Raw genomic sequence first — 26,446 nt, forward strand, 5'->3', positions numbered from 1 at the left:
ATATGCTGTAAGGGCGCATAGCTCAGTTGGTAGAGCAGCTGACTCTTAATCAGCGGGTCCAAGGTTCGAGCCCTTGTGCGCCCACCAATCCTTTTCTAAGATTTTGGTGGTTTTAGACGTTAGGCTGGCAAGAAAGTCCAGCCTTTCGGCGTTAATCCAAAAATATTTGAAACCGCAGTTTTGTGCGAACAAGGGGTAGTATTGCCTTCTCCCGTCGCTATTTTTTCGCTTACATCAATTATGTCGGTTGGCTTTAGTTAGTGTCCGTTACATGGTTGAAAATGCACCTCAGGCGGATATTCGGAACTAAAGCTCTAAATACCTCTTTTAGTTGATAAGCCGCTCCGTTCAGTCTCATACGTCATAACTTGTTTGTCAGGACAAGTCGGGGGCCGGACAGGGTGTTTATTCCAGCTAGAAGAAGGGCCGTGTATCATGATTACCGTCCACCACCTGGATAATTCCCGTTCACAACGTATTCTGTGGCTACTGGAAGAACTGACACTTTCTTATGATATCCAGTTTTACAAGCGCGACCCCAAAACCATGATGGCTCCCAAATTGCTGCAAGCCATTCACCCCTTGGGTAAGGCCCCAATCTTAACAGATACAGACGGGAATGTGACGCTGGCAGAGAGTGGGGCCATTATTGAGTATCTCATCAATAAATACGGCAATGGCCGATTGGTACCGTTACATAACACACCCGAATATATTCGTTTTGTATACTGGCTTCATTATGCAGAAGGATCTGCAATGCCGCCGCTGCTACTTAAATTGATATTCGGGACACTGCCCAAGCAGGTACCTTTTCCCATTAGGCCCTTTGCTTTCCTGATAGCAAAAGGTGTGCAAGCACAACTTGTCAATCCACAGGTGAAATTGCACATGGATTATTGGGAGCACAGCCTGTCTGAAAATGAATGGTTTGCGGGGAATGACTTTACAGCTGCGGATATTCAGATGAGCTTTCCGCTTGAAGCTGCTGCTGCACGTGCTGGAGCAACGAACAGGCGACCGCACGTTGAAGCATTCCTACATCGTATTCATAGCCGTCCAGCCTATCAGCGAGCTTTACAGCGAGGCGGAGCATATGCTTATGCCAAAGAATAAAGGCAGCTAGCCTATGTCTTAGGCTACAGAGGCCGCGTAATTTCCTATTATAATTGAAACTTCCTCCAGAATATTCTGGTAGAAAGTGTAGTCCTTTTTATCCAATGTATAGAGAAACATGAGCAATCCAGACCATAATCAGATATCTCAAGATCCTTTTTCTCGTGAAGCAACGCGGCTGCGGAAAAGCTTTTTCGAGATGAATCTTTATGAAGGATTTGAACTTCTGATCATGCTGGTTCTTACGGGCCTGATCATGGTCATTACAACCATAGCAACATGGCATCTTACCAAAGAAGTTTGGTATCTGGTGATGTCATCGCAAATTGATGCGTCAAACATGCCGGCTTTTCAGGAAGTGTTTGGCAATATTTTTACGGTGATTATTGCATTGGAGTTTAAAAGTTCGCTGCGGATCAGTTTGTCGCATAGTCGGGATGTTGTGCGAGTGCGTACAATTGTGCTCATTGCGCTTCTGGCTGTTTCGCGCAAATTTATCATTCTGGATCTGCATGAAGTCAGGCCGGCTGAAATGTTGGCATTTTCCGCCGCTGTTTTGGCACTGGGTGTTGTTTACTGGCTGATCCGTGAACAGGATATTCGTGTGGCAACAGGTAAGGGCGAACTGATTGCTCAAGCACCTGTTCCCCCTGTAAAAACAGATGAATAATAGCCACATTATTATGATGTTATATTTTACTTTTCGGGAACATCATAACAGTGCAGCAGGGTGAGCTTTTCCCGCAGGAGCAAACACTTCCTTCGGTGTCAGATACCTTGTGGACACGGCTTGCAAGGTCATCTTTTCGGAGCAGGTTTCATTTAAACTGTCAGGATATGACGTATCTGACAGAAAAAGGTTTGCCCGTTGTTATGGAGCATGGGCGAGATTTTATTGCTCGGCGCTTAGCTCCGGCCAATCCGAAAAAAGATGGCAAACAAACACCGTGGAAGGGGCACCCTGTTTTTGTGGCGCAACATGCTACGGGAACATGTTGTAGATCATGCTTAGAAAAATGGCATGGGTTTATAAAACACCAGCCACTTTCTCCAACGCAGCAGGCTTATGTGCTGGCTGTTATTATAGGTTGGTTGGAACGCGAACTAGAACGCGAAAATAAAAAAGGCAGCCTTTAATCAGGCTGCCTTTTTTGTAATCAAGCGGTCGTTTTCTTATCCATCAAGAGCGTGGTGACAGCCTGTTTAAAAGGGGTAAATCTGTCTGCCAGACGGATGCAGGCTTGCCTGATGGGTTTAAACGGTAGGGCATCATGCGTGTAAAGTGAGGCTATGCCATTTGTACCGGCAAATAACAAAGCCGTTGCACATCTGTGTTGCCGTTCATACTGCCGTAAGGCATGTGCATTTCCGGCATCAGCCTGGTTGTTAAAGGCCGTGCGAACGCATTGGGCCAAGGTTTCTTGCCCTTTCAACCCCAGGTTGAATCCGTGCGCTGTAATGGGATGCATCCCTACGGCAGCATCTCCAACCAAAGCTAAACGACGTCCTACAAAGCGATGTGCATACACACCTTTAAGTGGATAAGCATGGCGCGTGCTGACAAGGCGCATTTGGCCCAGTCTGGCGCCAACACGCTGGGTGATTTCCGCATTAAATTCATCACGCGGTGTTACCAGAAGGCGCTGTATTTCGTTGGCTGGTAGTGTGAGAACCAAAGAGGATGCCATACCGTTTACTGGCAGCAAGGCTATCGTCTGGCCTTCATCAAACCATTGCAGGGCGATGTTATGATGAGGAGATTCATGCGCCATGCGGCAAACAAGCATGGATTTGTGGAAATCATGCACAATGGCGCCAATACCTGCGCGTCTGCGTGTAGGAGAAAAGCGGCCATCCGCCCCTACAACAAGACGCGCCTTAATCTGTCCGCCTGAATGATGGACGGCGGCATAATCTTGGCCTTGCCGTACAGTTTCTACGCTGGTGTGTGGTTGTAGATGAATACGCTCTTTCTCGCTTGCTGCGGCAAACAAGGCGCGCCGAATGTGGTTGTTGGAAACCAGCCAGCCGAGTGCTTCTTCTCCACGTCCATTTGTATCAAATGTAAGCGGGTGACGAAAACTGCCTGTTTCAACACGCGCTTCTCGCAAGGGGCAGATAACGCTTTGCGGGATATGGTCCCATGCTTTGCATTCTTTGAGAATACGCTTGGAATAATGCGTAAGGGCTATTTCCCGCCCATCAAAGGAAGGCTCTTCCCATACAGGTAGCGGAGAACGTTCTAGCACAGTTACAGAAAGGCCTGCCTTTTCCAATGAAAGGGCAGTTGCCAATCCAACCGGACCACCACCAATAACAACGGCATCTGTTATATGTGTCATGGTGTTTTTCCATCAGCGGCAAAACTTACCGGCTGGCCCTGCCAAGTTGCAGTGAACTGTGCCGGATCTGGACGCTTGGGTGTAGGAAGTGGTGCATCTGGCGTGCCGATAAACAAAAAACCGGCCAGTTTATGAGGCGCGGGAAAACCGAGTTCTTCAGCAAGAACCGGGTCATTCACAACGTCGCCAGAAACCCAAACAGCACCAAATCCTAATGCGTGCAGTGCATTCAGGATATTCATGGCACCTGCAGCTACAGTCATTTCCTGTTCCCATAATGGGATTTTATGTTCTGGCCGCAGATGCATACCCAGAACGAGTGTCATGGGTATTGTAGAAAATCTTTTAAAACGCTTTTCTTTTTTAAATTCAGGAACATCAGGATCAAGCCGAACCATACTGGCAACAATACGTTCAGCCAGCATGGAGCGTGCATCATCTTTTACAATAACATAACGCCACGGACGCAGTTTTCCATGATCTGGAGCTCGCATAGCAGCAGCCAGAACCTCTGCCATTTGCGCTTCAGATGGTGCCGGAGCCTTAAGGTGATCCGTAGATGCACGGGATAAAAGCATGTCCATGGGTGTCATAAGGAGATGTCCGTCTGGGTAAGAAACACAAGATCAGGCTGGGAAGGCTGGCAATGCTTTTCCGCCCAAAAGATGGATATGGAAATGGGGAACCTCTTGCCCACTATGGAGGCCTGCATTCGTAACCAGCCTGTAGCCATTTTCTTCCAGCCCAAGATCAAGCGCAATCTGGCCTGCTGCACGCATAACGCCTGCAATTTCTTCTGCTGGTGCAGTCTGACTGAAATCCATAAAGGAAACATAAGGATTTTTGGGAATAATCAGAACATGAACAGGTGCCTTGGGCATGATATCATAAAATGCCAGAACCCATTCGTTTTCAAAAATTGCCTTGCAGGGAATTTCTCCGCGAAGGATTTTTGCAAAAACGTTTTGCGGGTCATACGGCCCTTTACCTGTTACAGCCATTTTTGATTATTCCTTTACAGATTTTGTTGTTTTGGAGCGGGATGCTTTTTCTGCAATGCCACTTGTGCCTTCACGGCGTTGCAGTTCCGCCCAAACCTGATCTGGAGTAATGCCAGCATCTACCCACAAAACAATAAGATGGTAGAGTACATCGGCACTTTCACCAATCATAAGGTCTTTGCGGCCAGCTACGGCTTCAATCAGGCACTCTACAGCTTCTTCCCCAAACTTCTGGGCAATCTTGTAAGTGCCGCGGGAAAGCAGGCGTGCTGAGTGACTTACAGATGGGTCTGTGCCCTTGCGGCTCTGCACAACATCGTAGAGGCGGTTTAGAACAGAAATATCAGCTTCTGAAATTTCAGGAAGTGTCAGAGCCTCTTTATTCTTTTTAGATTTTGTATCTGTTTTTGCTTCTGTTTTGGAAGGTGCTTTTTTTGTCATGATACGGATTAACCTGCAAAAGGAGCGGGGGAAGGGCGAACTGGCAAGCCTGCTTCTGACAATGCCGTTTTAACCTGCGGAATGGTGAACTGGCCAAAATGGAAAACACTTGCTGCCAGCAACCCTGTGGCCCCAGCCTTGGCGCCTTCTACAAAGTGTTCCAACTTACCCACGCCGCCAGATGCAACAATGGGAAGCCTTACGGCCTGTGTTGCCGCTTTAAGAAGTTCCAGATCAAACCCTGTTCCCGTACCATCCCGATCCATGGACGTGAGAAGGATTTCTCCGGCGCCACGCTCTGCAACTTCACGGCACCAGTCTATGGCATCTATCCCGGTAGGGGTGCGGCCACCGTGGGTAAATACTTCCCATTTTCCCGGTGCTGTCTGGCGTGCATCTATGGCCACAACAACGCACTGGCTACCAAATTTGTTGGCAGCTTCATTTACCAATTCGGGGCGGCTAACCGCCGCCGAGTTCATGGCGCATTTGTCTGCGCCAGCCAGCAGAAGGCGGCGCATGTCGTCCGTTGTGCGCACGCCCCCTCCGACTGTCAGGGGTAAAAAGATTTTTTCGGCTGTTTTGCTAACAACTTCCAAAATCGTATCACGGTTTTCATGGCTGGCAGTGATGTCCAGAAAGGTCAGCTCATCAGCCCCGGCAGCATCGTAAACAGCGGCCTGTTCAACCGGGTCTCCCGCATCACGCAAGGAAACAAAGTTAACGCCTTTGACCACTCTGCCGTTTTTAACATCCAGACAAGGAATAACACGTAATTTCAGCATCAGCTTAAGACTTTCAGAGCTTCAGCAGGGGTTACGCGTCCATCATACAATGCGCGGCCCACAATCACGCCTTCAATACCCGGAGCTTCCTGCGTGGCTTCCCGCAGGGCAATCAGATGTTCAATGCTGCCAACGCCACCGCTGGCAATAATGGGAATGGAAACCGTATTGGCCAATGTAACGGTTTGTTCCACATCAAGCCCTTCCAACATGCCATCACGGCTGATTTCCGTGAAGATGATGGATGCAACACCAGCTTCCTGCATACGCAGGGCCAGTTCGGTGGCTTGCATGTCAGAAACTTCGGCCCAGCCTTCGGTTGCAACGCGGCCAGATCGGGCATCAATGCCAGCAACAATGCGGCCCGGGAAGGCGCGGCAGGCTTCACGCACAAGGGTGGGGTTTTTTACGGCAACGGATCCTAGAATAACGCGGCTGATTCCGGCTTCCAGCCATGCTTCAATGGCCTTCATATCACGCAGGCCACCACCAAGTTGCACGGGAATATCTGTTGATTCCACAATAGAGCGTACGGCATCTGCATTTTCGGATTGTCCGGCAAAGGCACCGTTCAGATCCACAACATGCAGCCATTTAAAACCTGCGGCTTCCCATGCCAGTGCTTGAGCGCCGGGATTATCTGAATACACGGTGGCATCATCCATTTCTCCACGGCGTAAACGTACGCAGGCGCCATCCTTAAGGTCAATGGCGGGATAAAGGGTCAGAGGGTGCGTGGAGGAAGATGCTGTCATGTTTTCAGGCCGCGTTTGCTGAAAGGAAGAAGGGAGGAAAGGCTGGTCTGTATCCAATGATTTGGTGAAGTACAGACCGCGCTGGTAAGTGTCACCCAAGCGGGTATAAAGTGGGTGTGTGCCCCAATGCAGAAAACCAGCCTTACGGAAAAGGGCAATGGCCCCTTCCTGCGTTTCGGGCACTTCGGTATTCATAATCCGAAAGCCCATGCTGCGGGCGGCATTTTCCACTTCGTGCAGTAGGGCCGTGCCTAAGCCCTGCCGCTGCGCATATGGTGCAATAAACAGATGCGCCAAAGTAACGCACATGGCTTGCAGCTCATTATTGCGGGCACTGCGCACAAGCTGTGCACATCCTACAATCACGCCGTTATGCCGGATAACAAACAGCATGCGTTCAGGCACCAGCAACAGGCCTTTGAAGTAGCGCTCCAGCACCTGCCGCCCTTGTGGCTGAAGCCAGCCAAAGCCACCGCCATCCAGAATGGAAGCATCTACAGCTTCACATAAGGCCTGAAGGTCATCTTCTTCTAGATTAAGAATGCGTTGAACGCGTTTATTCCGGGTCATTATACGGGCGCTTTCGGATCCCACCTTAGAAAATTGGCAAGAATCTTGAGGCCAACAGTCTGGCTTTTTTCAACATGGAACTGTGTGCCAGCAACATTTCCCTTACACACTATGGCAGGCACGCTGCCACCGTAATCTGTAGTGGCAAGCAAAACATCCGCCGCAGTGTTTTGCAGAGCATAGGAGTGCACAAAGTATCCATGTGGTGCTTCACCCAAGCCTTGGGTGAGAGGGTGCTGTGTATGGAGTTCCAGCTCGTTCCAGCCCATTTGGGGAAGGCGAAGACCTGTGGCTTCCATGAGGGTGATTTCCCCCGGAATCCACCCAAAGCCTTCTGTCACTCCATGTTCTCGCCCACGTTCAGCCATAAGCTGCATACCTACGCAAATGCCCAAAAAGGGTGTGCCCTTGGCCGTAGCGTTCAGTATGGAATCTTTCAGGCCGGGAATAGCTTCCAACCCACGGGCGCAATCTGCAAATGCGCCTTGCCCGGGCAGAATGATACGGTCTGCTTGCAAAACAGCCGTGGGTTCGTTGGTAATAACAACATCGGCTGCAATGCCAGAAAGCTCAGCAGCCCGCAGGGCAGCACGGGCAGCGGACGCCAGATTGCCGCCTTCATAATCAACAACGGCGATGGAAAGAGGCTGGGTCATGGAACCCTCTTGTTGCTGGTGACCCTGTCTGAATCCTGTTAGCCATATCAGGCGCAGCCCAGACAGGTTTGCGTTCTTCTCGGTTGTGCCCAGCGCTGCAGAACAGATGTGTCGGGCAGGGCTGGGTTAATAACCCGTATAAAAAATTATAGCACGCCTTTGGTGGAAGGAATGCTGCCTTGTGCCCGTGGGTCTGGTTCCACAGCCATGCGCAGTGCCCGCGCAAGTGCCTTGAACGCGGCTTCGGCAATATGGTGGCAATTTTTGCCAGCTTTTTCTCTCAGATGCAGCGTCAGCATGGCGGACATGGCAAAGGCCCGGAAAAATTCCTCTACTAGTTCGGTGTCTAAGTCCCCAATGCGATCACGGGTAAACGTGGCTTCAAATGTCAGAAACGGTCGGCCGGAAAGGTCAACCACGGCTTCACACAAAGCTTCATCCAGCGGCACAAGGGCATGGCCAAAACGGCGCACGCCACGTTTGTCTCCCAATGCCTGCTTCAGGGCCATGCCAAGGGCAATGCCTGTATCTTCAACACTATGATGACCATCAATATAGAGGTCACCCTTCACGGTTACGTTCAGATCAAACAGGGCATGCTTGGCTAATGCCGTAAGCATGTGATCGAAAAAACCGAGTCCGGTTTGAATATCGGCCTGCCCGGATCCATCCAGATCAAGGGTAATGGCGATATCGGTTTCGCTTGTAACGCGATGGATGGTGGCTTGGCGCGATGCTTTCATAATGTTGGCCAGTATAGCCCAAGATGGGGCGTAACGCCATCTGGGCAGCGGTGGGTAGAAACCTTCTTTTGTGGCTCAGGCCTCGGGCACATTCTGCTTCAGATCATCCAGCCAGAGGCGGGCATTGCCATCGGAGGGTGCGCGCCAGTCTCCGCGGGGGGAAAGGCTACCGCCGGGCATGACTTTAGGACCATTTGGCATGGCCGAGCGTTTGAACTGGCTGGTTGCAAAAAAGCGCTGCACAAATATTTCCAGCCAGTGGCGAATGGTGGGCAGGTCGTAGCTTTTTTGCTCGGATGCAGGAAAACCCGGAGGCCATTGGCCCGTTGAGGCGTCCTGCCAAGCCTGTTCTGCCAGAAAGGCTACGCGTGATGGGCTGAAACCGTAGCGCAGGATGTAAAACAGCGCGAAATCATGCAGAGCGTAAGGGCCTATAATGCTTTCTGTGCTTTGTGGTCCGTTTTCACCAACGGGTATGAGTTCGGGGGAAATTTCTGTGGCCAGAACATCTGTCAGCACCTTGCCAACAGCCGGGGCAAAATGGCCCGAAGCAATGCACCAGCGGATAAGGTGCTGGATAAGTGTTTTAGGCAAACCTGCATTCACATTGTAATGCGCCATTTGGTCGCCCACCCCATAGGTGCACCAGCCCAGCGCCAGTTCAGAAAGATCTCCTGTGCCAATAACAATGCCATGGTGCTGATTAGCGAGCCTGAACAGGAAATCCGTGCGCAAACCTGCCTGAACATTTTCAAATGTAATGTCATGCACGGGCTGCCCATCTGCATAAGGGTGCCGCATGGTGCGCAACATCAGTTCCGCGGCAGGGCGTATATCCAACGTTTCGTGCGTGATGTTCAGTTGGGCCATCAGTGCATTGGCGCTGGCAAGGGTTTTATCCGTGGTGCCAAAGCCGGGCATTGTATAGCCCCGCACAGCACTGCGCGGCCAACCCAGTTCATCCGCTGCACGCACGGCCACTAACAGGGCGTGCGTAGAATCCAGCCCACCGGAAATGCCGATAACCATGGCTTTAACGCCGCTTGTTTTAAGGCGCTGCTTGAGAGCAGATACCTGAATGGTAAAGGCTTCAAAGCAGTCCTGCGCCAGGCGCTCTGGAGCAGCGGGCACAAATGGAAAGCGGGAAAGGGGCCGTTTGAGCCCAAGGTTTGCAGAAGGAGGCGCTAAGGTAAAGCGAAGGCGCCGCCATGTATCTGTATCTTCTTGGTGTGCTGCATCAGCAAAGCTTCCCATACGCAGGCGCTCTTGCCGCAAAAGTGTCAGATCCACATCGGCAATTACAGTGGTTGCACCGGAGGGGAAGCGTTCGCTCGCGGCAAGCAAGGTGCCATTTTCAAAAATGGCAGTTTGGCCATCCCATGCCAGATCCGTGGTGGATTCACCTTCCCCCGCAGCAGTATAAAGGTAGGCAGCAATATTACGGGCAGAAAGCGATTGGCACAGCATGTTCCGGGTTTCTGCTTTGCCAACTGTAATGTCGCTAGCTGAAAGGTTGGCAATAATTGTGGCGCCAGCCAGTGCAGCATGTGCCGAAGGCGGGATAGGCACCCACATATCTTCACAAATTTCTACACTCAGGCAAAACGAGGGTACATCTTCTGCTTCAAACAGGAGGTCCACCCCAAATGGCACGGTATGGCCATCAATCTCTATTGTCTGCCCGCGAATATCTGCGCCTGGGCGAAAGTGCCGTGCTTCATAGAATTCTCGGTAATTGGGAATATAGCTTTTAGGCACTACCCCCAGAATTTTGCCGGAATGTATAACAACTGCGCAGTTATAAAGTGCGTTCTTCCATAACAGGGGGGCGCCCACAACCAGCATAGGGCGCAGCGTGGCAGAAGCCTGAGCCAAGGAAAGAAGAACTTTTCTGGTTTCTGCCAGAAGGGCTTCCTGTTGCAGCAGGTCTTCCAGCGTATATCCGCATAGCCCCAGTTCAGGGAATACACACAAAACTGCACCATCTGCGGCAGATGCGGAGGCAGATTCCAAGATACGCTGTGCGTTTATGGCCGGGTTTGCCAGTGCTACGGGCAAGGTGCAGGCGGCTACGCGGGCAAATCCCTGATGGTAAAGGGATCGGAACATGGAAGCAGACACGGTTTTCCTTCCTTGCGGCGCAAAAGCGTTTGAGCATCAGTATCAGCACAGGCTGAAAAGCGCCAACAGCCCTTTCCAACACAAGTAGGACAGGGCGGAAGAAAGAAAATGCACATTCAGGCATTTTTTTTCATTTTCCCTCTTGCCAACCTAAATGATCATCCGTAAAAGGAGGCCATCCAATGCGGGCGTAGCTCAGGGGTAGAGCACAACCTTGCCAAGGTTGGGGTCGTGGGTTCGAATCCCATCGCCCGCTCCAGATTTTCCCAAGAAAATCAGAGCGGTTTACAGAATTCCAGAAATGGGGTTCTGTTTTTTTTGGCTTATTTCATAAAGCCAAAACCTAAGTCCCACAAACAGTCTACCTGCTTGTGGGCTCAGCATTTTTATTCGTAATTTTTAGCTTATCGTAACCTCACGCTGTTTGGCGCTTTTTTGCACCAGCCTGATCCACGGATGGCGTGCTTCTACCAATGAGACTACGCGCTGTTTATGCGCCATTTTTTCTGTCACATTGTTGGTCATGGATGTTTGGTGTACGCGATATTCAGCCAGAACTTCTGGCACATGGGTGCCGCGTAAACCGTATTCGGCCATGGTGCACCAGAGGTCATAATCCTCCCATCCCATTGCATCCCGGCTGACATAGTAACCACCGGCGGCAGCCCATGCCCATTTAGCTACCAGCGCCATAGCATCAATGTAATTCCCAGCAACCAGTTGCATGGGGCGGAAAGGTTCCTGCCCCAATGTTGGGTGTTGGGCTGGGTCTCCAAATTGCTGAATAATTGGGTAGGCGTAAGCGGTTAAACCATCTGTGGCGTTGAGGAGTGTTTCACAGGCATGCGGTAAAAGCCGATTATCTGCATCTAACGGCAGAAAGAATGGGGTTTCAGCATAGGTAACGCCACAGTTACGTGCACCGCCCAACCCTGCATTGGTATTGGTTTGAAGTAGAACAAGACGGTTAAAGCGCGCCGTCTGTTTTTCCATCCAGCTTTTGATCAAGCTGATGGATTCATCTGTGGATCCATCATCAACAACAACAAGATCAAGGATTGGGATGGTTTGCAGCCGAACGGATTCTAGCGCCTCAAGAATAAAGCTTTCGTAGTTATAAGATGTAATAATAACGGTAACGTTTGCTTCTTGCAGGGCATCATGCAGGAACATTACGTTACATTCAGGAATATCCGGTAGGTTGCGCGCCAAGTAATTGCCACGTGCAATCTGCATTTCAGCGGTTTGGGCGGCCTGTTTTTCTCCCTTCAGGCTTTCCATAATAGTGCCCAGAAGAATGGCCTGACGTTGGGGGCCAAAGTGCCACATGACAGCGTGATACGCATCGCGCGCCATACGATGGCGTAAATCTGGATTCTCAATAAGTGTGCGTAATGCGGTTTCCCACTCATCCGGCGTGGAGGCAAACAGGCCTGTGCGGCCGTTTTCTACGCATTGGCGGAAGGGCGCGGTTGGGGAAACAATGGAAGGCACGCCAGCTAAGGCAGCTTCAAAGAATTTTAATTCACTTTTGGCGTTACAGAATGGATTCTGTGTTTCAAGCGGCGCAATTGAAATATCAAAGCGCGCTAGTTCAGACGGGAGAGCTGGCAAGGAGCACATGTCTCGCCATTCTATCTGGTCACGCACAGGTTCGAATTCAGGAAACTCGTTCATGAGCAGAACGGGCCGATGGTTTCCTGTTTCACGGAAGAGCACAAGCCGGAGGTTGGGTTTTTCCTGTAATAAGCGTGCAAGAACACCACTAACTTGAGCAAAGTCTTTCTGATGCGTGCGCGAGCCTGTTGCGTAGCCGATACGGATGATCGGTTCTGCTGGATTTAGCTGGCACATACGATATGCTTTGCGGCTTAAAGCCAAGCATTCTGCATTATATGTATTGGGCAGAGTATAGGTAACAGGCTGATACACTCGCATGGCATCTGCTAAGGTATCTGTTGGAGCAAAGCCAATATCTGTGCGCAAAAGGGTGCGCTGCATATCTGTAAAGACTGTTTCAATACGTTGTTCTGTCGCGCCGATACTGCGTATGCCGTCAATGATATCCATACGCGCAAGGCTAGGAATAAATGTAAGGTCATCTGTATCAAAAATAATGGTAATGTTCTGTTCTCGTGCCAGCCGCAGCATGATGTCTACATGACCACTGAATTCCACACGCCACAAAACCATGACATCTGCCCAGTTGATATCATCTGGGCCAACGTCTGCGCAGCGCTTCCATTGTGCGGGAAAACCAGCAAGAGAACAGGCATCTGCATTGCGGATACAGCGGTAATTTACGCCCGGGGAATCTGGTTCACCAGCAACAAAAAGGACATTGAAACCAGCAGACCGTGAAAGGGGAATGGCGGCTGAAACGGGAGTGGGTTCTGGAACTTCAGGAAAAGTAAGAGCCACAGTTGAACTGTGCTCAAGTAAGAGAGGTTGTGGAGCCGGAGGAGGGTGAGGCAGAGGTTCTACCTGAGGTGGTTGGGGTAGGTCTGGCACATATGGAACAACCACCCCTTTTACCAAGGCGCGAGCAATAGAACGAATAACGCCGGAAGGTGTTGAGAGATACGCTTTAAGCGCATTTTGCGCTTCAGTCCGGTCAAGAACCTCCTGCGCGAACCGGCTCCACAAATCGTGAATGTGCTGGGTGTAAGAGGAGTAGGTTTGTTTTAATGACTCTATATATGTACTTAGCGCTCTTATCTGGCTGTTAAGAGCTTCTGTTTGTTGCTGGTAACAGAGTTCTCTCTGCTTAACTGTGTCAACAAACCTTGCTAACCGGTCTGTAATCTCTTGTTTTTCTTGAATAAGAGCCTGTTGGTTTTTCTGTGTGCTCTGATTGTTCTCATAGTGCGTCAGCATGTGCTGGGAGAAAACGTGACTACGTGTTTGTACCAGATCCTGTTTGAGCGCATTTATCTGGGAATCGGCGGTCGTTAGAAGTGTTTTGTTGAACCAGAAATTTCCAGCAAAGGCGAAGCGTTCACGCAGCAGATTTTTGGCGGTTTTTTCCGCATCTGAAAGTTGGGAATCCGGCGTGAGCAATGGGAACAGGCAGGGAATCTCTGCAATGGCTAGAACGCCCAACCCATTTCCCTGTGAGAATGCAAAGGCTGGAAAGAGGCCGGAAAGATGATTCCATGTTTCTGCATGAGACGAGTCTTTTATACCTTCCAATAGAAGGAGAGTGCCTTTGGGGGCGGAGTTGAGAAGTTGTTGGATAGATTCTGCCGACTTCCACATGCTGGCAGCAATATAAATAGCCAGATTATTCTGCGTGATTGAAGATGGAAAATGCGTCTGGAAGGTAAGCTGGAAAGCTGAGGGATGCAGATTGAAACTAAAGCTTAATGTTTCCCTAACGGAAAGGCTGCTTGCGATTAATAATAATCCACTAAAAAAATCTTCTTTAAGAATCCACGTCAGAAAAGGGATATTTTCACACCCACATGTACTATTTGGTATGAGTACGACAGGAGTGAAAAGTGGAGAATCCTCCACTGATGAGAGAGATTCAAGAAGGGGAAAAGACGGTACAGGCATATGTCTGACACGAGTCCATTGATAAAGATAAAAAATTGCAAACAATACTAATGGGCTATTTTATACAGCGATCGAGAAAATTATAAATATTTGTCACTATAGATCGGATGTTTTTTTATTTCATCAAGGAAGGAAAGTTCTTACAGTGCAAACGGTTGGTAATGCTCTGCAATATCAGCTGTTAGCTAGGTAATAACACTATAATCTTCTTGCCTTTCGTGCAGTATTTTGCGAAGCAGAAAAAGATAGCGTTAAATTGCCGTAGGCAGGTTGGAATTTCTGGCTAGCGCGGCAAAATGTAAGAATAAAGGACGGATACATGCCGATTATCACGGTTGTCGGTGCGTCCGGTAATGTTCAGGTTACCGTAGACGGCGCACAGAATTCGGCCCTGTACAACCAGGCCACTGACCTGTCGAACCAGTTGAGCTCAGTCATCAGCACTCTTGATCCGCAGAATCTTGCTGCTGGAGATACAACCTTTAGCAGTGGTAACAAAGCCGGCTATGGGGTTATCACTTCTGCAGGTTCTTACCGCGTTGCAGGTGATGTTCAGTATCTGAGCATTGGTTCCGATGCCAACACACAGCCCGGTACAGCTCTTGATGGCTGGGTGAACGTGAATGCATATGGTGGCACCACCAAAAACATGACCGTTCTTGGTGGCACCAATACGGGTATTGCTTTCCGTGCAGGTGATCAGAGCGGCCAGTTCCTGGCTGGTTCTGGCGATAACCTGTTCGAAGGTAATAGCCTGTCTACCGCTGGTAACTGGAACATCATGACCGGTAACGGTGATGACACAGTGAACAGTGGTGCAGGGAACAACACCATTTCTGCTGGTTTGGGCCACAACACCATCGATCTGGGTTCGGGCATGAACTATGTTCATTCCGATGGCCAGGACACCATTACAGCAACCGCTGGCCGCCAGAGCGTTACTCTGTCTGGCAGCAGCTCCACGGTTCAGTTGTCTGACAACTCCCTGGTTGTGGATGCCAATGGTAGCCAGCAGATCACGGTTGGCGGTGCTTCCACCGTTACCGGTGGTTCTCTGGATTACATCAACTTCTCCGGTGCTACAGGCACTGTTGAAGGTGGCCAGAACAGCACGATTTCCGCTGCTCATGGTAACCTGCAGACCGAAAACACCGATTCTGCACTGATCAATGTTTCCGATAACCTCACCTTTATCGGCGGCACGGGCGAAACCACTATTACGGCTGGTCATGCAACCATCTTCGGTTCTAACGGGCTGGATATCCATGTTGGTGCAAGCCAGCAGGGCACTATTGATGGTGCTGGCGCGAACAACCTGTTCGTTGCAAACGATGGTAACGAAACGCTGGATGGTGCATCTTCTGCATTCGGTTTCCAGGCATTCGGTAACAACGCAGGCACAACAGGCACTCAGTCCTTCATCGGTGGCACGGCTTCCGATACGCTGGTTGCCGGTGTAGGCAATGCCACCCTAGAAGGTGGTAGCGGTGCAGCTAACGTGTTCGGTTTCCGTAACAGCGTTGCTGGCGCAGATTACACCATTCAGGACTTTGGTAGCGCAGCTAACAACTCCGTTCTGCTGGTTGATTACGACTACACCAAAGCTTCTTTCCAGACAGATGTTCTGGATAAAGCAGCACACAGCGGTAACAACACCACAATTACTCTGTCTGACCATAGCCAGATTACATTTGTGAATGTTGGTACCCTGAACGAAAACCAGTTTTCTGGTCTGAAGTAAGTCTTTAGAACAGGTTTACGTTCTTGTTTAAAAGGAAAGCCGGGCCTTATGGTCCGGCTTTTCTTTTTGAAATAGGTTGTATAAAAAGATTGTGTGATATTCTTAAAGTATTGTGAAAGAATTAAAGCTTATGGCGTATTCTAAACTGCCGTGTGACACGCCTGAAAAGCAGCAATCTACAGAAGAAGCGCTTACCGCCAGTTATCGGGCCAGTATGCGTATTCAGGCTATGCGTATGGATGGCATAGCTCATGAAGCATCTTCCCTTCGGCATGAACTTTCACAATCACAACATCAACTTAGCATCTGGCAGCATACGTTATCTTGGCGTCTTACGGCTCCGTTAAGAATAGCTCGGCATTTAAGTAAGGGTCAGCTACCAACCGGCCGAAAAATCTCAGATGTTTACCATAGGCTGCAAGAAATTTATCAGGATGAAGGTGCTGCAGGAATACGGTTTCGTATTTCCCACCGTCTGGCACGTTCATCTATTGGCCGTGCTGCTGAGCGTCTATTTGAACGTAAACCGGCCTCGGTTGTTACAAATGCTGATGGTAGATTCAAGAAAACCACAAGCATTTTAACGCATGAAGAAAAAATAAATCAGGTTTATTCTGCACATATTAGTCAGGAACGCTTGAAAGATTTTACGCCCCGGATACTCATTATTGCAGAGTTATCTTTGCGCCAATGTGCCAAATACCGCGTTTGGCAGAAAGAAGAGCAACTACGCTCTTTAGGCTGGCTTGTAGACGTTGTTGATTGGCGAGAAACGGAAGAAGCTCTTTCAGCTCTTCAGGTTTGTACAGAAGTTATTTTTTATCGTGTTCCGGCCTTTCCAGCGGTTGAAACGCTTCTTAAGGAAGCAAGGCGGTTAGAACTTTCTCCATGGTGGGAGGTGGATGACCTTATCTTTTCTGCCGAAGATTATAAGCAGAATGGAAATCTGGCCACTTTGGATAAGCTGGAGCAAGAAGAACTCCTTTTTGGCGTTCGGCTTTTTCGTAAATGCTTGTTGTCTTGCGATAAGGCTATAGCTTCTACGCGTGTGCTGGCTCAAGCTATGCAAAAAGCCGGAATTGAGCGCACTGTTGTTATAGAGAATGCACTGGATCAACAGACGCTGGATGTAGTGGCGACCATTCAGCAGGACGGTGTGCCCCAGCATGATACGCAGCGTGAAATACGCATTGTGTATGGTTCCGGCACGCGCACACATGATGCAGATTTCAGGTTGGCAGCAACAGGCATTCTTGCCGCCATGCAGGCAGATACACGGCTGACACTCCATATTATTGGCGATCTTACTCTGCCATCGGAGTTTGATGCGATGGGTGACCGTGTACAAACTCAAACGGGTCTGGATTACGCAGCCTATATGAAGCTGTTGGCGCAGGCAGATATTACAATCGCGCCGCTTGAACCAACGATTTTTAATGATGCCAAAAGCAATATCAAATTTCTGGAAGCTGCGGTTTTAAGCCTGCCAGTAATCTGTTCACCGCGTGATGCATTTATGCAGATTGTGCAGGATGGCAAAAATGGGCTTGTTGCGCAGACAGATGCAGAATGGCGCGATGCTATTTTAAGGCTGGCGGCAGATAGTACATTACGAAGCACAATAGGCGATCAAGCGCGTAAGGATGTTCTAGGCCATTACAGCCCAGAAGCTATTGTGGAAAATCAGGTGTTGCCAGTATTTGGCAAGCCGGATGTTCAACACGCACCAGAACTCCGTATTTTATGCGCGAATATTTATTATGAGCCACGCTCATTTGGTGGCGCAACATTTGTTGCCGAAGAAATGACACGCCAGCTTCAGCGGCAGGAAAACACCAAGGTTGCAGTGTTTACGTCCCGTCCAGCTATGCCTGAACGTGGAAAATCCAGCATGCGCTACTGTATGGAAAATACAGATATTCTGGGTGTTCTCACTTCCTCAGATCATGATTCCGTAGCTGGTTTGGATAATACCGATGCCACGCAGGCCTTTAAAAAGTGGGTAGAGGCTTTTCGCCCTTCGGTTGTGCATTTTCATGCAACACAAGGGCTGGGGTTAGGCTGTGTAAGAGTATGTATGGAAAAAAATATTCCTTACGTGATTACCCTGCATGATGCGTGGTGGCTGTGTGAACGGCAGTTCATGGTAAAAGCCGATGGACATTATTGCTTCCAAGAAAAAATCAATCTGCACACGTGCCAGCTTTGTGTGCCCCATGCACGGCATTTGGCTGATCGTCAGATATTGATGACAACGGCCATGCAACATGCGGCATTGCTGCTGACCCCGAGTGCCGAACACCGTGCGCTTTTTATTGCGAATGGAATAGCAGCAGACAAAATTCGTGTGAACCGGAACGGGTTTTTGTGGCCTAAATCTCCTCATACGCCCCGAGTAGCAGGCCAAAAGCTGCGGTTTGGCTATGTGGGCGGTACGGAAGAAATAAAAGGATACTCTCTTGTAAAGCGTGCCTTTGAAGCGCTGAAACGAGATGATTGGGAACTGGTTATCGTTGATAACAAGCTTAATCTTGGTATCAAATCTGTTTACACGGGAGCATGGAAAACACAGGGGCAGGTTTCCACAATTCCAGCCTATACGCGTGAAACGATAGATGCGTTTTTCAATAGCATTGATGTGCTTCTGTTTCCTTCTCAGTGGAAGGAAAGCTATGGTTTAACTGTGCGTGAAGCATTATCGCGCGATGTATGGGTGATCTCTACCGCTCCGGGTGGGCAGGCAGAGGATATTGAGGATGGGGTGAATGGCACCCTTATCCCTATAGATGGCAGACCGGAAACCCTGCAGATGGCGGTAGAAAACCTTCTGGATACACCCGGATTTATGCAGAACTATGTGAACCCAAACAAAGCTACTCTTGCCACGTTTGAGCAGCAAAGTGCAGAATTGGGGAGCTGGCTGCGCGAAGTGGTGCACGTTTCTGTTTAACAAGCAGACCGTTTCAGGTGGCCTACTTTCCAGCGTAGGCTATCTGCTGTGCTGATAAGATTATAAAGCGCTTTGCCTTTTGTTGTGGTGACTGCTGGTGCAGATCTGGATTCGTTTTTGCAAAGGCTGTCTGTAATCCATTGTGGGTCAAACCCGCAGGTTGATGGAATAACTTCTGGCCAGCGGTGCAAATTCGAGATGGCAAAGCTGTTGTTCCGTAAAAGTTCGCGTTTGATAAAAGGCACTTGCCCAGAAGCAGCAAGGGAATACCAGTGCGTGTGCATAGGGTTGGTGGGTAAAAAGCGAGCTAGGGGAGATTGCAAATCACTCCAAGCGGCCTGAAGGGGAATGCCAGCCTCTTGCAGTGCGACAGATAAACCTAACTCGCCATGCCAGATAATTTCATTCCGGCTCATTTGTTCAAAGGGTAGGGAGAAAACGCGCTGCACAGGTGCTGCTTGTAGTGTCTGCTGTGAAAGCCCAACAAACCATGATTGTAAGTGCGGCCTAACAAGTCGTGAGGCAACAGGCCCCCAAGCGGGGCGTATATATGCACGGGCTTGTTTTAGCATGTTGGTAAGCGGCCGAAATGGCCCGAACACACTGTCGTTCGCTAAAAGTATGTATGGGGCGTTAGTTGCAACGTTTTTTTCGAACAAAAAACGCCATGCTCCAAAGTCCATTCCGCCATTAGGACGCTGCCAGACGTGAATATTGTTTTTCTTACAGAAAAGAATGGTTTCTTTGTCTGCTGGTGTTTCACCAGAAAGAACCAGATGCAGAATAAAGCCGCAATCCAGAATGTTTTTTAGGTAAAACCGTGTAAAAATTGGTAAAATACCGTCTGGTGCAAATGCAGCAAAAAGACACACAGACCCCGGTGGTAAACCTGTGTCTGAAAAGTCACATGATCCGTTTTTGCTGACAGGATCGGGAGGATTTAAAAGATGCTGCATTTTTTAAGTTGGTTTTTTCATCAAAATGTGACTACAAGCCCTTAAAGCATAGGCATGATAGCCAAATAATTCTTGTGCATACAGTTCTGTCTGAAAGGGAGTTAGTACTTCATGAGCAAGGCCTTTATTGCAGCAGTGATCCAGGACTCGATCAACTGCACCGGCGTTGCCGCCAATCAGGCAGCGAATGACCTTATTGATGCAATTGTAGAAGAACTGAAGCGCGAAGGCGGTTTTACCCTTCCTTCTTTTGGTACTTTTACAGTGCGTAAAACCAAAGCTCGTAAGGCTTTGAACCCCCGCACAGGTGAGCAGGTGAAGGTCAAAGCTGGTAAAACGGTACGCTTTAAAGCAAGCCCGAATCTGAAAAAGGCTGTTTAAGCCTCAATATTTGGGTAGCTGAATAAGCTTTGAAAAAGAGCCTTGCGGAATTGCTTCGCAAGGCTCTTTTTTTATCAGGAATGATCAGGTGTAATATTTTCCAACCTATCTAGTTTGCGTAGGCCGGGGAAGAGCATCATCCAGATGCCGCTAATGCACAATGTGCCAATACCACCCAGAACAACAGCAGGGACTGGACCAATAGCGGCAGCGAGCATTCCGCTTTCAAACTCTCCCAACTGGTTGGATGAACCGATAAAGAGCATGTTCACGGCAGAAACGCGGCCACGCATTTCATCCGGTGTGCCAAGTTGGACCAATGCACCACGCACCATAACGCTAATCACGTCAGCTCCGCCCAATATCGCCAACATGATAACAGAAACGGCAATGGAGCGAGAAAAACCAAAGGCAATAGTGGCAAAGCCAAAAATGGCAACGGCCGCAAACATCCATAAACCTGCATGTCGTCCTAATGGATGACGCGCCAGAATAGCCGCTACCAATAAAGCACCAATACCTGGTGCAGCCCGCAGCAAGCCTAACCCCCATGGGCCTGCATGCAGAATGTCATTTGCAAAAATGGGAAGCATGGCTGTCGCTCCCCCTAATAGAACAGCAAATAGATCCAGAGAAATGGCGCCCAGCATGGTGGGTTTGCGGCGTAGAAACGCAATACCACCAAAAACAGCACCGAGTGTTGCAGGCTGTTTGGCGCGCGTTGGAAATTGCAATTTCATGGAAAAAGTACAAAACGCAGCAATAGCAAAGCTGAGTGCACACAACGCGTAACATACGCCAGCCCCCAAGCCATAGAGCAGTCCGCCCAAAGATGGCCCTGCGATACAGGCGACCTGAAACAGGGAAGAAGAAAGAGCTGCTGCACGGGGAAAGAGCGCTGGAGGAACCAGAGAAGGCAGAAAAGTTTGCTGTGCAGGTGCTTCAAAGGCGCGGCAGATGCCAAATATGACCACCAGCCCGTAGATCATGAGGGACGTGAGATGGTGAGAGAAAGAAGCATATGCCATAAACGCTGTCGCAAGCGCTTCAATCACTTGGCAGAAAATAACAATGCGTTGCCTGTTATGTTGGTCTGCTGCGTGCCCGGCAGGGAATATAAACAGCACCATAGGTAGAAATTGTGCCAGCCCAACAAAGCCTAAGGCAGCAGCGCTGTGGGTAAGGGCATAAACCTGCCACCCTACGGCCACCGCCTGTACTTGAGATGCAAAGGCAGAAAGTGTTCTTCCGCCTAGAACAGCAGGAATACCTTGTTGCCTTAAAAGTGAAGGAGACGGTGTGGAAGGGTTTGTCATGAGAACAGGGGCAGTCTGATAGAGCAAAAGGAAAAGCACCAATGGCGTTTTCTATCAGACAAAGGAATATTCCGTAACGTCAAGAGTAAGTGTGAGTATAAGAAAAGCACCGCAAAATGTCTTCTCTTCCAGTATATAATATTCTGAATATATTTTTGAATTTATATAATATAAAATAACAAATTAAGATTTTTACTATGTAAGAAAGTAAGATTTCTTATGTAATACCAAAAACAAACGCAATGTGCTGTTTTTAAATACAATGGTCATTTTGGGGAATATTAAGCTCTGGCTGGGGCGGGAGGATTCGAACCTCCGCATGGCGGAATCAAAATCCGCTGCCTTACCGCTTGGCTACGCCCCATCAGCATTAAGCTGCCAGTGCCGCCCTTTTAAGGCAAACTGGCAGCTTTCGTAAAGTGTGTTTTTCAGATCTTTATCAAAAGACGGAATTAGTGACCTTCTGCGAAGCTGGAATCCGCATCTGGCAGAGCTTCCAGATCAGGCAATCCATCATCCAGAGAGGCCGCTTCATCACCTGCGGGAAAGAGGCCAAAGCGGGCGGCTTTGTCTAAAGCCTGATCTAAAGCGGCCATTGTGCTGCCCATATCGGGGCTGTCATCTTTTTCCCAGGCGCGCAAAGTATGGGTCCATATGCCCACAATCATGTTCACGCGCACAAAACCACCTAGCCCGTTGGCGTTAATGCCAGCGGCATCTGCCATCCAACGCATGCTTTCAAGCGTGGCACCCCCCAGAATAATAGCTAGGGGCGGATCCATAGGCAGGCTGCGCAGCACAGAACCAAGGCCATCGCGATATTGCTGGAACACATCCAGCCGCCGCATCAACAGGTCAAACAGGCGCTCACGTGTGTTGCCGCTTACTGTGTCATCAGCTAGCGCCACATCATCCGCCATGCGGCCAAGACGGAGCAGAATGGAAGCCTTAAGTGGAAAGCGCTGCCGTGCCTCACGCAAGGAAAGACCGGCATCGCGCGCTGCATCCAATACAGAAATGCCAGACCAGCCGCGTTCTGCAGCAAGCGTTAGAGCAGATGAAACCAGCGCTGCATCAAAATCATCATTGTCCATTTAAAAACCTGCGGGAGAAGAAAGAAAAATAATATTCAATGGGCATAAAGGCAAAAATCAGGATGCAAGTTCCTTGGCGCGCTTAACAGCCGCCGCAATGGCGGTTGAAACGGCCTGTGGCCATGCATCAGACGCCATAAGAACTTTTAGCGCGGCTTCTGTGGTGCCGCCGGGGCTTGTAACGTTCTTGCGTAATTCTGCAGCATCGGTTGGGAGTTGGTGCAACATCTGCCCCGCACCATAAATGGTGCCACGTGCCAATGTGCGAGCCGTTGTGGCATCCAATCCTTGTTCCACACCTGCCTGTTCCAGAAGTTCCGCCAGAAGGAAAACATAAGCTGGTCCGCTACCGGAAATGGCAGCTACGGAATCAATCAGCCCTTCCTGTTCAACCCATACGGTTTCACCCACAGCGCTGAGGAGTTGATCACACTGCTTTTTCTGCTCTTCAGAGGCTTCGGGGGGGGCATAAAGCCCGCTCATACCCGCGCCCAGAGCAGAAGGTGTGTTGGGCATGCTTCTGATAATAACTGGAGAGGCCGCTGCATTTCCTTCCCGGCAAGCTGCCAGCAGGCTGGCAATGGTGCGGCCAGCCATAACGGAAAGTAGGGTGCCGTTCGGGAAGCGCTGGGCCAATTCTGCCAAAACCCCATTGGCTTTTTGGGGTTTGACAGCAACAAGAATAATATTTGGTTTAAAGTCAGCCGGAATTGCATCGAGAGAGCGCACAACACGGTGGGGCGCAGGAAGCTCCGTAAGGTGCCGGTCCATAATTACAGAAGGGGCTAATCCGCGCGCAAGCCAGCCTTCCAACATGGCACCGCCCATTTTACCGCAACCGACTAAAAGAATAGAGGGCAGGAGGGGGCTGTTTGTCATTATGCTTCTCCCTGACAATCAATCATGGCTGTTGCGAGCGCTGTTTTGGCATCCAGCCCTGCGTGCAGAAAAAAGCGAAAAGCAGGATAAAAGCGTTCGCATTCAGCCAATGCAATATCAATCATGTCTTCAAATACATCGGTCACGGCTGGTGTGCCGCGTAACAGCAGCGCATGGCGAAAGAGCAGAACGCCGTCTTCTGTATCCAGGCTGAAGTGCCCAACCCATATTTGCTCATTCGCCAGTCCGATCAGTTCATACAGATCGGCATGCTGTGTGGGGGCTGCCTTAAGATCAAACGCGCAGGTAAACAGAATAGCGCCCAGTTCGGCAGACCATGAAAAGAACAACCCATAATCACACCAGCGGGAAGGGGCTTCTGCCGCCATTTCCGTGGGGGTGCAGCGTTCGAATGTCCACCCATGTCCACCAATCACCTGTTCCATCAGGTCAAGCGGGTTGGTGAGCATGGCGGATGCTTCAGAGGTCAATGCTGGCATGGGGGTACTCCGTGCCTGCGGGAAGGCAGAAAAGAATATTGCGGGGAAGCGCGGCTTCAACCGTGGTGCTGATGCCCATGTTCACCGGTGTTATGGGCGAGTTTGTGTTCCAGAGCCGTCACGCGTTCTTCCAGCGCAGCCAAGCGGCGTTCGGCTTCTTCTTGGCCAATGCGGGCTTGGGCAGCCAGATCACGCATCACTTCAAACTCTTCACGGCGCACAACCTGCAGACCTGTCAGCACTTCGTCCACGCGGCTGCGAACAATAGCGTGAATTTCTTCACGCACACCTGTAAGGGCAGAAAAAGCTCCACCGGCCACGCCGGCAAGATCATCAAAAAAGCGCGGTTTGTTAGCCATGACCGGTGTCTCCATCATTCTGGTTAAACGGCATAAATATGAGCAAAGTGTGTTGATGCCGTTATCTTATGTTCTGGGCTTTATAAAGAGTATGAGCGCCAGATGCCACGCCTTACTTTTAGCGGCTGCGGGATATCTGGGTATCAGCCATTCATATGGTGCCGGGCATCCATTGACCGCGCCTGCGAGCGTTCCCATTATTATAAGTAATGTAATGAAAAAGCTGAGGGCACATGCATGCTCTTTTTATGCGGCCTTCAGGGATATGGAGAAAGTGATTTATGAACAATTTAACGGCGGAGGCATATCTTAAACCCCGCCTGGAAGCTTTTGTGAAAGAGGCAGAACAGGCCGGGTATTCCCGCGATGTTGTGATTGCTCTGCTTATGAGCCTGTTGGATACGGATAATTTTTCCGATTCCAGCCCCGCTAAGCAGGGAGGTGCTGCATGAGCGTGCGTGATCCGTATGATGTGCTGGGTATTTCCAAAAGTGCCAGCCAAGATGATATTCGCAAGGCCTATCGCAAGTTAGCCAAAAAATATCACCCGGACCTGAATCCGGATGATAAAAAAGCGGAAGAAGAATTCAAGGCCGTTAATCAGGCGAACGATCTGCTGTCAGATCCAGAAAAGCGTGCGCGTTTTGACCGGGGTGAAATTGATGCCGCCGGGCAGGAACGTCATCCCGGTTTTGGTGGTGGCGGTGGATTTAATGATTTTGGCGGTGGTGCTGGTGGCTTCCGCTATAGTGGTGGTCCCGGTGGCGCAAGTGGCTTTACCGAAGAAGATCTGAGTGATCTTTTTGGGGGCATGTTTGGTGGTGGCGCACGGGCGCGTCGGTCTGGCCCACGCAAAGGGGCAGATCGTTCCTATACGCTCAAGGTCAGCTTTCTGGATGCGGTGAACGGCGGCAAATCTCGTATTACCTTGCCAGAAGGCAGCACGCTTAATGTGACAATCCCGCCGGGGATAGAAGACGGTAAGGTGCTGCGCCTGCGTGGCAAAGGGGCACCCGGTGTGCAGGGTGGCCCTGATGGGGATGCGCTGATTACTGTTACCGTGATGCCTGATCCCACATACACGCGGGAAGGGAATGATCTGCGGGAAAATTTGGATGTAGATCTTAAAACCGCTGTGCTTGGTGGGGCTATTATGGTGCCAACCCCAACCGGAACGGTAAAGATGAATGTGCCGGCAGGTTCGGATACAGGGAGCGTGCTGCGGCTGCGAGGCAAAGGTGTGCAGGCACATGGCTCTCGCCCAGCAGGCAACTTGTATGTGACGCTACAAGTAAAAATTGGCAAGCCAGATGCGGCTTTGCAGGAGTTCCTGAAAAATTGGAAGCCTGTAGAAGATAAGTAATTAAGATATGTTAAGTCTTCCTCCGCCCATAATATTTTGGGCGGAGGAATTGGTGGAAATTCAGCTGTTAACCGTCATCACGGTACAGAGGGATTTCCATTTTATGCCCGTCTTTCTTAACCAGAACCAATTGAGCCGTATTTTCTGAAAGACGTGTGAGCGTAGCAGTTACGTCGTCTTGCTGCCCTTCCCATACTTCATTGGATTTACGTGCCAGAGCAAAGTGGTTTTGTTTTACAACTTTGCTAATGTTGTCAGGCACAACAACCAATAAACGCGCAGCGGGTCCAACTGCCCGGTTACCCATAATGGTAATGGGCTCCATAACCATTGTGACAGCCCATTTGCCCATAAAACTTGCAATGGAATAAGGCTGGGCTGGCCCGGCTTTTTCTGTGGTTGCAGGGGTGTTGGAGGGTTGAGCAAACACGGGAGAGACAAGGAGGCTGGTGGCGAGCAGTGCCGAGGCAATCTGTTTCAAGTCTGAAACTCCAAATGAATTTCTTCTTATGTGAACCTCCGGCAGGGGTGGCGTCCACCCATTTTAAGACATGGGCCACCCCATAGACCTTGACGAAAGGGGTAATCGTAGCCAGATAAGTGCTACAAACAAACCAGCATTGCAGAAAACGAAAAGGGTACAGGTATGAGCGAAGCAGAACGGCAAAACAGTGTAGTTTCTCCGGCTTCTGCAGCTTCTGCTTATGATACCATTTCTTTTAAAGAGTGCTGCCAGATGGCGGGAGCCATGTTTTTTGTATTTGCCTGTCTGGCATTAGGTCTGCACGCTATTTATTACGCAGGATACTAACAAAAAGGCCG

General features: G+C 49.8%; 26 protein-coding genes and 3 tRNA genes. 11 read left to right on the top strand and 18 right to left on the bottom strand.

Annotation, left to right across the window (positions count from 1 at the left end; all coding sequences use genetic code 11):
- Positions 1-11: 11 nt before the first annotated feature.
- The 4 genes from QQM41_RS06200 to QQM41_RS06215 all read left to right on the top strand — a co-directional run bounded on the left by QQM41_RS06200 (position 12) and on the right by QQM41_RS06215 (position 2,250).
- A tRNA-Lys gene (locus QQM41_RS06200) sits at positions 12-87 on the top strand.
- Between the two features lie 348 nt (positions 88-435).
- Positions 436-1,113 (top strand): glutathione S-transferase, encoded by a 678-nt coding sequence (locus tag QQM41_RS06205; RefSeq protein ID WP_339078011.1) that lies wholly within the window; start codon positions 436-438, stop codon positions 1,111-1,113.
- A gap of 118 nt (positions 1,114-1,231) precedes the next feature.
- A complete protein-coding gene (locus tag QQM41_RS06210) occupies positions 1,232-1,783 on the top strand; it encodes a phosphate-starvation-inducible PsiE family protein (protein ID WP_050818913.1) in 552 nt (183 codons plus the stop codon).
- 50 nt (positions 1,784-1,833) lie between these two features.
- Positions 1,834-2,250 carry a DUF4186 domain-containing protein gene (locus tag QQM41_RS06215; RefSeq protein ID WP_339078012.1) on the top strand — a complete coding sequence of 139 codons (417 nt, stop codon included), beginning with the start codon at positions 1,834-1,836 and terminating at the stop codon, positions 2,248-2,250.
- Between the two features lie 20 nt (positions 2,251-2,270).
- Here QQM41_RS06215 and ubiM read toward each other — a convergent pair whose 3' ends face one another.
- The 9 genes from ubiM to QQM41_RS06260 form a co-directional block, all read right to left on the bottom strand.
- Positions 2,271-3,455: a 5-demethoxyubiquinol-8 5-hydroxylase UbiM gene (ubiM, locus tag QQM41_RS06220; RefSeq protein ID WP_339078013.1), complete on the bottom strand. Its 1,185-nt coding sequence runs from the start codon at positions 3,453-3,455 to the stop codon at positions 2,271-2,273.
- A complete protein-coding gene (locus QQM41_RS06225) occupies positions 3,452-4,048 on the bottom strand; it encodes a nitroreductase (protein WP_339078014.1) in 597 nt (198 codons plus the stop codon). Before QQM41_RS06225 ends, ubiM begins: the two co-directional genes overlap by 4 nt.
- Positions 4,049-4,081: 33 nt before the next feature.
- Complete coding sequence (locus tag QQM41_RS06230; RefSeq protein WP_087651651.1) at positions 4,082-4,456, bottom strand: histidine triad nucleotide-binding protein; 375 nt, start codon at positions 4,454-4,456, stop codon at positions 4,082-4,084.
- Between the two features lie 6 nt (positions 4,457-4,462).
- The gene (locus tag QQM41_RS06235; protein WP_050818903.1) at positions 4,463-4,897 is read right to left on the bottom strand and encodes a phosphoribosyl-ATP diphosphatase; all 435 of its coding nucleotides are present in this window, start codon (positions 4,895-4,897) and stop codon (positions 4,463-4,465) included.
- A gap of 8 nt (positions 4,898-4,905) precedes the next feature.
- The gene (gene hisF / locus QQM41_RS06240; protein WP_339078015.1) at positions 4,906-5,682 is read right to left on the bottom strand and encodes an imidazole glycerol phosphate synthase subunit HisF; all 777 of its coding nucleotides are present in this window, start codon (positions 5,680-5,682) and stop codon (positions 4,906-4,908) included.
- Positions 5,682-7,007, bottom strand: a complete 1,326-nt coding sequence (hisA, locus tag QQM41_RS06245) for a 1-(5-phosphoribosyl)-5-[(5-phosphoribosylamino)methylideneamino]imidazole-4-carboxamide isomerase (RefSeq protein ID WP_003623297.1) — start codon at positions 7,005-7,007, stop codon at positions 5,682-5,684. The genes hisF and hisA overlap by 1 nt, the downstream gene beginning before the upstream one ends.
- Complete coding sequence (gene hisH / locus QQM41_RS06250) at positions 7,007-7,663, bottom strand: imidazole glycerol phosphate synthase subunit HisH (protein WP_339078016.1); 657 nt, start codon at positions 7,661-7,663, stop codon at positions 7,007-7,009. The genes hisA and hisH overlap by 1 nt, the downstream gene beginning before the upstream one ends.
- Before the next feature lie 146 nt (positions 7,664-7,809).
- Complete coding sequence (gene hisB / locus QQM41_RS06255) at positions 7,810-8,406, bottom strand: imidazoleglycerol-phosphate dehydratase HisB (RefSeq protein WP_050818896.1); 597 nt, start codon at positions 8,404-8,406, stop codon at positions 7,810-7,812.
- Between the two features lie 75 nt (positions 8,407-8,481).
- Complete coding sequence (locus QQM41_RS06260; RefSeq protein ID WP_339078074.1) at positions 8,482-10,515, bottom strand: NAD(+) synthase; 2,034 nt, start codon at positions 10,513-10,515, stop codon at positions 8,482-8,484.
- Between the two features lie 196 nt (positions 10,516-10,711).
- Between QQM41_RS06260 and QQM41_RS06265 the strand changes: the two genes are divergently transcribed.
- Positions 10,712-10,786 (top strand) — tRNA-Gly (locus QQM41_RS06265).
- Positions 10,787-10,926: 140 nt separating this feature from the next.
- Here QQM41_RS06265 and QQM41_RS06270 read toward each other — a convergent pair.
- Positions 10,927-14,085 carry a glycosyltransferase gene (locus QQM41_RS06270; RefSeq protein WP_408874577.1) on the bottom strand — a complete coding sequence of 1,053 codons (3,159 nt, stop codon included), beginning with the start codon at positions 14,083-14,085 and terminating at the stop codon, positions 10,927-10,929.
- Positions 14,086-14,404: 319 nt separating this feature from the next.
- Between QQM41_RS06270 and QQM41_RS06280 the strand changes: the two genes are divergently transcribed.
- A complete protein-coding gene (locus QQM41_RS06280; RefSeq protein ID WP_339078019.1) occupies positions 14,405-15,826 on the top strand; it encodes a hypothetical protein in 1,422 nt (473 codons plus the stop codon).
- A 130-nt stretch (positions 15,827-15,956) separates the two neighbouring features.
- Complete coding sequence (locus QQM41_RS06285) at positions 15,957-18,776, top strand: glycosyltransferase (protein ID WP_339078020.1); 2,820 nt, start codon at positions 15,957-15,959, stop codon at positions 18,774-18,776.
- Here the strand turns inward: QQM41_RS06285 and QQM41_RS06290 are convergent.
- A complete protein-coding gene (locus QQM41_RS06290; protein ID WP_339078021.1) occupies positions 18,773-19,732 on the bottom strand; it encodes a rhamnan synthesis F family protein in 960 nt (319 codons plus the stop codon). The two genes, QQM41_RS06285 and QQM41_RS06290, sit on opposite strands and share 4 nt — an antisense overlap.
- 111 nt (positions 19,733-19,843) lie before the next feature.
- Between QQM41_RS06290 and QQM41_RS06295 the strand changes: the two genes are divergently transcribed.
- On the top strand, positions 19,844-20,113 hold the full coding sequence (locus QQM41_RS06295; RefSeq protein WP_003623313.1) for an HU family DNA-binding protein: 270 nt from the start codon (positions 19,844-19,846) through the stop codon (positions 20,111-20,113).
- Between the two features lie 74 nt (positions 20,114-20,187).
- Here the strand turns inward: QQM41_RS06295 and QQM41_RS06300 are convergent, their stop codons facing one another.
- The 6 genes from QQM41_RS06300 to QQM41_RS06325 all read right to left on the bottom strand — a co-directional run bounded on the left by QQM41_RS06300 (position 20,188) and on the right by QQM41_RS06325 (position 24,261).
- On the bottom strand, positions 20,188-21,468 hold the full coding sequence (locus tag QQM41_RS06300) for an MFS transporter (RefSeq protein WP_339078075.1): 1,281 nt from the start codon (positions 21,466-21,468) through the stop codon (positions 20,188-20,190).
- Between the two features lie 250 nt (positions 21,469-21,718).
- A tRNA-Gln gene (locus QQM41_RS06305) sits at positions 21,719-21,793 on the bottom strand.
- Between the two features lie 88 nt (positions 21,794-21,881).
- Entirely contained in the window at positions 21,882-22,523 is a 642-nt protein-coding gene (locus QQM41_RS06310; RefSeq protein WP_050818885.1) for a TetR family transcriptional regulator, read from the bottom strand.
- Positions 22,524-22,580: 57 nt separating this feature from the next.
- The gene (gene proC / locus QQM41_RS06315) at positions 22,581-23,402 is read right to left on the bottom strand and encodes a pyrroline-5-carboxylate reductase (RefSeq protein ID WP_339078022.1); all 822 of its coding nucleotides are present in this window, start codon (positions 23,400-23,402) and stop codon (positions 22,581-22,583) included.
- Entirely contained in the window at positions 23,402-23,902 is a 501-nt protein-coding gene (locus tag QQM41_RS06320) for a YbjN domain-containing protein (RefSeq protein WP_050818884.1), read from the bottom strand. The genes proC and QQM41_RS06320 overlap by 1 nt, the downstream gene beginning before the upstream one ends.
- Positions 23,903-23,958: 56 nt before the next feature.
- Positions 23,959-24,261, bottom strand: a complete 303-nt coding sequence (locus QQM41_RS06325; RefSeq protein ID WP_050818882.1) for an accessory factor UbiK family protein — start codon at positions 24,259-24,261, stop codon at positions 23,959-23,961.
- On the opposite strand from QQM41_RS06325, the gene QQM41_RS06330 reads away from it, so the two are divergent.
- Together QQM41_RS06330 and QQM41_RS06335 are read left to right on the top strand one after the other, a co-directional pair.
- Complete coding sequence (locus tag QQM41_RS06330) at positions 24,260-24,574, top strand: hypothetical protein (protein WP_050818880.1); 315 nt, start codon at positions 24,260-24,262, stop codon at positions 24,572-24,574. The genes QQM41_RS06325 and QQM41_RS06330 overlap by 2 nt on opposite strands.
- A gap of 135 nt (positions 24,575-24,709) precedes the next feature.
- A complete protein-coding gene (locus QQM41_RS06335; RefSeq protein ID WP_050818878.1) occupies positions 24,710-25,624 on the top strand; it encodes a DnaJ C-terminal domain-containing protein in 915 nt (304 codons plus the stop codon).
- A 67-nt stretch (positions 25,625-25,691) separates the two neighbouring features.
- On the opposite strand, the gene QQM41_RS06340 is transcribed toward QQM41_RS06335, so the two are convergent.
- The gene (locus QQM41_RS06340) at positions 25,692-26,105 is read right to left on the bottom strand and encodes a hypothetical protein (protein WP_128106155.1); all 414 of its coding nucleotides are present in this window, start codon (positions 26,103-26,105) and stop codon (positions 25,692-25,694) included.
- A 165-nt stretch (positions 26,106-26,270) separates the two neighbouring features.
- Here QQM41_RS06340 and QQM41_RS06345 point away from each other — a divergent pair, with 165 nt between their 5' ends.
- Complete coding sequence (locus QQM41_RS06345) at positions 26,271-26,435, top strand: hypothetical protein (protein ID WP_003623332.1); 165 nt, start codon at positions 26,271-26,273, stop codon at positions 26,433-26,435.
- Positions 26,436-26,446: the final 11 nt, after the last annotated feature.

The organism is Acetobacter sp. AC2005, from assembly GCF_037901235.1.
Taxonomy (GTDB): Bacteria; Pseudomonadota; Alphaproteobacteria; order Acetobacterales; family Acetobacteraceae; genus Acetobacter; species Acetobacter oryzoeni.